Annotated in this window: 7 protein-coding genes; all 7 read left to right on the top strand. The window is 44.4% G+C overall.

The genetic code is table 11. The features are described from left to right. Positions 1-86 precede the first annotated feature (86 nt). The 7 genes from BMY60_RS14605 to BMY60_RS14635 all read left to right on the top strand — a co-directional run bounded on the left by BMY60_RS14605 (position 87) and on the right by BMY60_RS14635 (position 4,735). Positions 87-542 (top strand): recombinase family protein, encoded by a 456-nt coding sequence (locus BMY60_RS14605; RefSeq protein WP_090334619.1) that lies wholly within the window; start codon positions 87-89, stop codon positions 540-542. Positions 543-744: 202 nt separating this feature from the next. Beyond that, positions 745-1,290, top strand: coding sequence for an HD domain-containing protein (locus tag BMY60_RS14610; protein WP_218141719.1), 546 nt, complete (start codon positions 745-747; stop codon positions 1,288-1,290). Position 1,291: 1 nt separating this feature from the next. Beyond that, positions 1,292-1,531 (top strand): hypothetical protein, encoded by a 240-nt coding sequence (locus BMY60_RS14615; protein ID WP_090334623.1) that lies wholly within the window; start codon positions 1,292-1,294, stop codon positions 1,529-1,531. Between the two features lie 166 nt (positions 1,532-1,697). Next, entirely contained in the window at positions 1,698-1,976 is a 279-nt protein-coding gene (locus tag BMY60_RS14620; protein WP_143057475.1) for a hypothetical protein, read from the top strand. A gap of 71 nt (positions 1,977-2,047) precedes the next feature. After that, positions 2,048-2,335 carry a hypothetical protein gene (locus BMY60_RS14625; protein WP_090334625.1) on the top strand — a complete coding sequence of 96 codons (288 nt, stop codon included), beginning with the start codon at positions 2,048-2,050 and terminating at the stop codon, positions 2,333-2,335. A 64-nt stretch (positions 2,336-2,399) separates the two neighbouring features. Further along, on the top strand, positions 2,400-2,687 hold the full coding sequence (locus tag BMY60_RS14630) for a hypothetical protein (RefSeq protein WP_090334627.1): 288 nt from the start codon (positions 2,400-2,402) through the stop codon (positions 2,685-2,687). A 47-nt stretch (positions 2,688-2,734) separates the two neighbouring features. Beyond that, a complete protein-coding gene (locus tag BMY60_RS14635) occupies positions 2,735-4,735 on the top strand; it encodes a zeta toxin family protein (RefSeq protein ID WP_090334628.1) in 2,001 nt (666 codons plus the stop codon). Positions 4,736-4,847: the final 112 nt, after the last annotated feature.

The following is a 4,847-nucleotide window of genomic DNA, read 5'->3' on the forward strand; positions in this document are numbered from 1 at the left end:
TTCAGCGCGTTGTGTTTTTCGAGCCATGACACCCTCCTGGTTTTTATTTGAGAATAGCCTGAAAAAGACAACTTGTAAATATTTTATTGAAACATTATACTAGTCTGCAAGCAGGTGATGTTATTGTGGTCTGGAAAATGGATCGCGCTTTTCGCTCGCTTAAAAATGCACTGGACATTCTGGAGATATTTGAAAACCGCGATATTGCGTTCCGATGCTTGACGGAAAATATCGACACCTCTACAGCAATGGGAAAATGCATGTACCAGATACGTCATGCGTTCTCGGAACTGGAGCGCAACCTAATCCGTGAACGCACCAAGGCCGGAATGGAAGCGGCCCGGCAGCGCGGCGTAAAAATCGGTAGGCCGAGAAAATTGTCATCCTGCCAGATTGTCCATGCGCAAAATTTGTTACAGCATCAGTCCGATATAACTCCAGCACAAATTGCTGATCAATTCGGCGTGTCTCCGCGCACGATCTATCGTGCTCTTTCGCAATATGCCAACACCAATGAAGGGTTGCTGATCAATGCAGGATAACCAACGCAAAATCTGTCATTACCGCGCCTGCCTGAAAATGTCCGAAATGCTGATTGTCGCGCAGCTATGCCATCCCTAATGAAAAGTGTTACAAATTCTCAGTGCTTATAATATCTTAACCGTGTATTGCTAGAATATTGAGGTAGAAAATCGAAGGTACATTATGCGGGTAATCCATTCAAAAGGAACGTTCTCAGACGCTATGAAGCCCGATATTGAGTATACGCTAAAACTGATGCGGCAATTACACGAGGGGCAAACGGATCATTCGGGGCGTCCGTATGCCTTGCATCCCGAAAGGATTGCGCAAAATGTGAAAATCATTGCTCCACATGTCGGTGATGATGTTGTTATGGCCGCACTTTTGCACGACACAATTGAGGATTGCGGTATTGACGAAGCATTCTTGCGGCAAAAAGGCTATTCGGAAGACTGCATTACGATGGTTAGACTTGTTTCAAAACCGGAGAATGACAAACGTCCATACAGTCAGGTTATTGACGATTTAATCGCATCGGGCCATCAAGGCGCATTGATTCTGAAAATTGCTGACAATATGGACAATCTCCACCCGGAACGGGTTCGAAATCTTATGGCCCATGATCTTGAAAAAGCCCAGCGTTTGAGAGAGCGTTACCGGGCTTCTATTGAAAAATTATGCTCGGCTACTGGCATTAACAAGAAACGCGTGTTTGAATTAATTGATAACTCCCCTAACCTCAAAAACATGGATATGGCCCTGAAATAAAATGGAGAAAACGAAAGTGACATATGAATATTTTTTACTGGGCGAAAGCGTTCCTGTGCGCGTAGCTTTTAATGATAAAGGCATGAAGATGGGCGCAGAAGTTCCAAATCGGGAAAAAGGCGAACTGGTACAGGATGCAACTTACCTGAGTCGGTTAGAAAGAAGTTTTGAGGTTGAAAAAATAACGGAGCAGCAGTTCCGTGAGAAAGCTGAATCTATGCTTGGTAAAAGCCTTGAGTGAGTAAAAGCATAAGAGACGCCTGAATATCAAAAAACTAATAACAGGCGATCTAAAATAGGAAGAGTGGAATGGGAAAAGGATTGCAAAATCCTGACCTGAATTTGCAAAACAATTAATAAAATATTAAAACAAAGCCTATATTATTAATGCGTTAAGGATTATGAATATGAGTGATAGCAAAACAAAACCGAAAAACCCGAAATATTCCGTATCTGATGAGGTACATAAAGCCGCTCATGCCGCAACTGTGGCTAAGGAAGAACGTAGTAAAGCGCGTTTTAAATTAGAAATGGCTGGTTGTGAGTTTGAAGATGCAGTGAAAATTTTGGATTTTGGATGTGATCCAAATCAAGCTTTAGAGATGGTAAAACAAGGTAAAACAACCGATAAAATAATCGATGCCTTAAAAAAAAATGATGGAAAAATGGAATTCCCACCACCATAAACGGTAAAAGAACAGGGAGAGTGTGTGGCCAATAATGAGCCATATTATCAATATTGCTAAGGATTACGGACATGTCAGACAGTAAAACAAAACCGAAAAACCCGAAATATTCCGTATCTGATGAGATACATAAAGCTGCTTACGAGGCGACAGTCGCTCAGGAAGAAAGTGACAAGGCTATGATGCGGTTGGAAATGATGGGATGGGATTTTGAAGATGCCATGGTCGTAATTTTTGATGAAAACTGCCCCCCTAGGGAGGTCGTTAAGCTAGCGGAACAAGGCAAGACAAAAGACGAGATTATTGATGCCTTAAAAAAAATGATGGGAAAATGGAGTTTCCACCACCATAAACAATAAAAAAACAGGGAGAGTGTGTGGCCAATAATGAGCCATATTATCAATATTGCTAAGGATTACGGACATGTCAGACAGTAAAACAAAACCTAAAAACCCAAAATACTTGACTGAGCTTCCAAAGCTCGATGACCCGCAAAGAGATAAAAAGCTTTTGGAACAAGTCACAAGCAATTTACAGTGCGCTCTTCATGACTATAACGGCTATAGCTGGGATGTTGCAGGGCTTGCCTCTAAAGAAATAGCCAAAAATTGGACTGTCGAAAAAATAGAACAAGTTCTAAATAGTGGCATTAATAATGAAGAAAAAAAAGTGCTTATAGATATTGCAGATAATTTTAAAGAAAAAAAGTAGGGAGCTGGAATCTCCTTCAATTTAAGTGGTAAAAACAGGGAGGGTGTGTGGCCAACAATGATCCGTTTAACGTAAAAACAGAATTGACGGATGGCATTGATTCAATGGCACGGTTTTCCGGGCCGGATGGAAATTTGCATTCGCAGCGCCTTGCCCTGCATGAATTGATAGTTCAGGTGGTCAGTGAACGAAAAATACTTTCATCCCCCTCGGGCAAATATGGTGCCACTATAAAAAACGTTATCACTGAAGCATTAAAACTCAAATCTTACCAAGAACTCGAAAAAGCTGGCGACTATACACCTGAAAAAATATCTTCGGTTTTAGATGAGTTTGGTTTGGAGCGCCTTCCACTCCATGACCGGGCAAAGCAGATGATGATGGTTACGGGCGGACCCGGCACCGGGAAGTCTTCTCTGGTCAGCGAATTTGCAAAAGCGCAGCCTGAAATTTATCAAAACGCCGTACAAATCAATCCGGATGACTATAAGGATATTTTGGCTAATCCTAAAAAAGTTGGAACTTCACATTCCGAATATACGCATAAAGAAAGCTCTCTGATTGCTAAAAAAATCATGGGGCGGCTAGATGAGCGAATGGCCGCAGGGCTACCCGCGCCGCATGTGGTGATGGATGTCGTTTCGCCTAACCCTGAGCGTATGGCGTTTGCAAAGCGCTTTGAGCAGATGAAAGTTTCTCACGGAACTGCGCCGCCGGAAGTAACGCTTCAAAGAGCTTATGATCGTGGATTCGACACGGACGGTAAAATTCATGGCCGCGTTATTGACAGCCGTGTTGTATTAAAAGGCGCGGCAAAAGCATCCGAATTATTGCCTAATGTTTTTGAACATCCCAATCTTGAATTTAAAATGGTTGATACAGATGTACCATTTGGTAGTGAGCAACTGGTTATTGCTGAATGGGATAATCATTCGAAACGTTTGGCTGTTTATGACCCTGATACTTTCGTAGATTTTGTTCAGCGCCAACATATCAATACAAGTGCAACACATGCCGGAGAATTGTTACAAAATTACGAGCAAACGCCGGAAAGGCTGGCAGCCGATCTGAAACCCTATACGGATAAAGGCGTTCAGATTGATTTCATGGATTCAGATAGAAAACCCGCAATCAGCATTAGCGCAGACAAAGTTGAGGTTCACAGCAATCTTCCCTCAAAACACGGTTCCGGTTTTATGGCCGATATGGCCGAAACATTCGGACGCCTTGGCAAAAACGGCGGTGTTATTGCGGGAGTGACTTTTGGAACATTATCCGGCGCGTTTACGCTGGCCGCCGGTGGAAACAGCGCTCAGGCCGCAGAAGCCGTTTATGAAGCCGCCGTTCCTTACGGTGAAACCAGCCTTGATGCGGTGCGCGGCGACGTGGAAGCCATGAAACGCTCGGGCCTCATCGAAACGGTGTCAAACGGCGGCAGTCTGGCCGGGATCGCAGCCGGAGCAGCGGCAGGTGCGGCTATCGGTTCCGCTATCCCTGTAATCGGAACCGTTGCGGGCGCTGCCGTCGGCGGTGTTATCGGCGGCCTCGGCGGTGGCGTAACGGCTGGCTATATCACGGAAAAAGTCTACGATAATTTTGAAACGATTAAAAATGGCGCAGTTTATGTTTCCAATGAGGCTGCTGACGCGCTGAACGTGGCTGTGCGCGAAACGGCCAGTCTGTGGGATTGGCTTAGAGGCAATGACGAGCCTGAAAATGACCGGCTGTTGGCCCGTCTGCCCACGGAAATTGACGATACGGCTCCGCCTGAACTGCAACATCTGGTCGAGATCAAGCGCCTGTTGGTTCAGGCACGTGAGGAAGGTGCTTCTCCAGAGAAGATAGACAGCATCGAGGAAATGTTTGGCAGAGCGTGTGATACATATGAAAAAAACGGCGCTCTGGAAATGGCCGTTGCCTCGCTCGATCAATGGGAACATGCGGAACAAATGGCGCAGGTTCTGATCGACGACATAAAAAACAAAACGGCAAAATCAACTGAACAATATGTGATCCAATCCAAAAATGATCTGGTCTTTGGCCAATGATTGCAACGAATGTATTGGGAGACTGTCCCACTAACTGTGTAAATGTCTATCATTAGATTTTTAAAAGGATAGACGATGAATAAAAAGGAATTGGAGCAATTTGCCCGCAAGG

It is taken from the genome of Nitrosomonas sp. Nm51 (genome assembly GCF_900111165.1).
Lineage (GTDB): Bacteria > Pseudomonadota > Gammaproteobacteria > Burkholderiales > Nitrosomonadaceae > Nitrosomonas.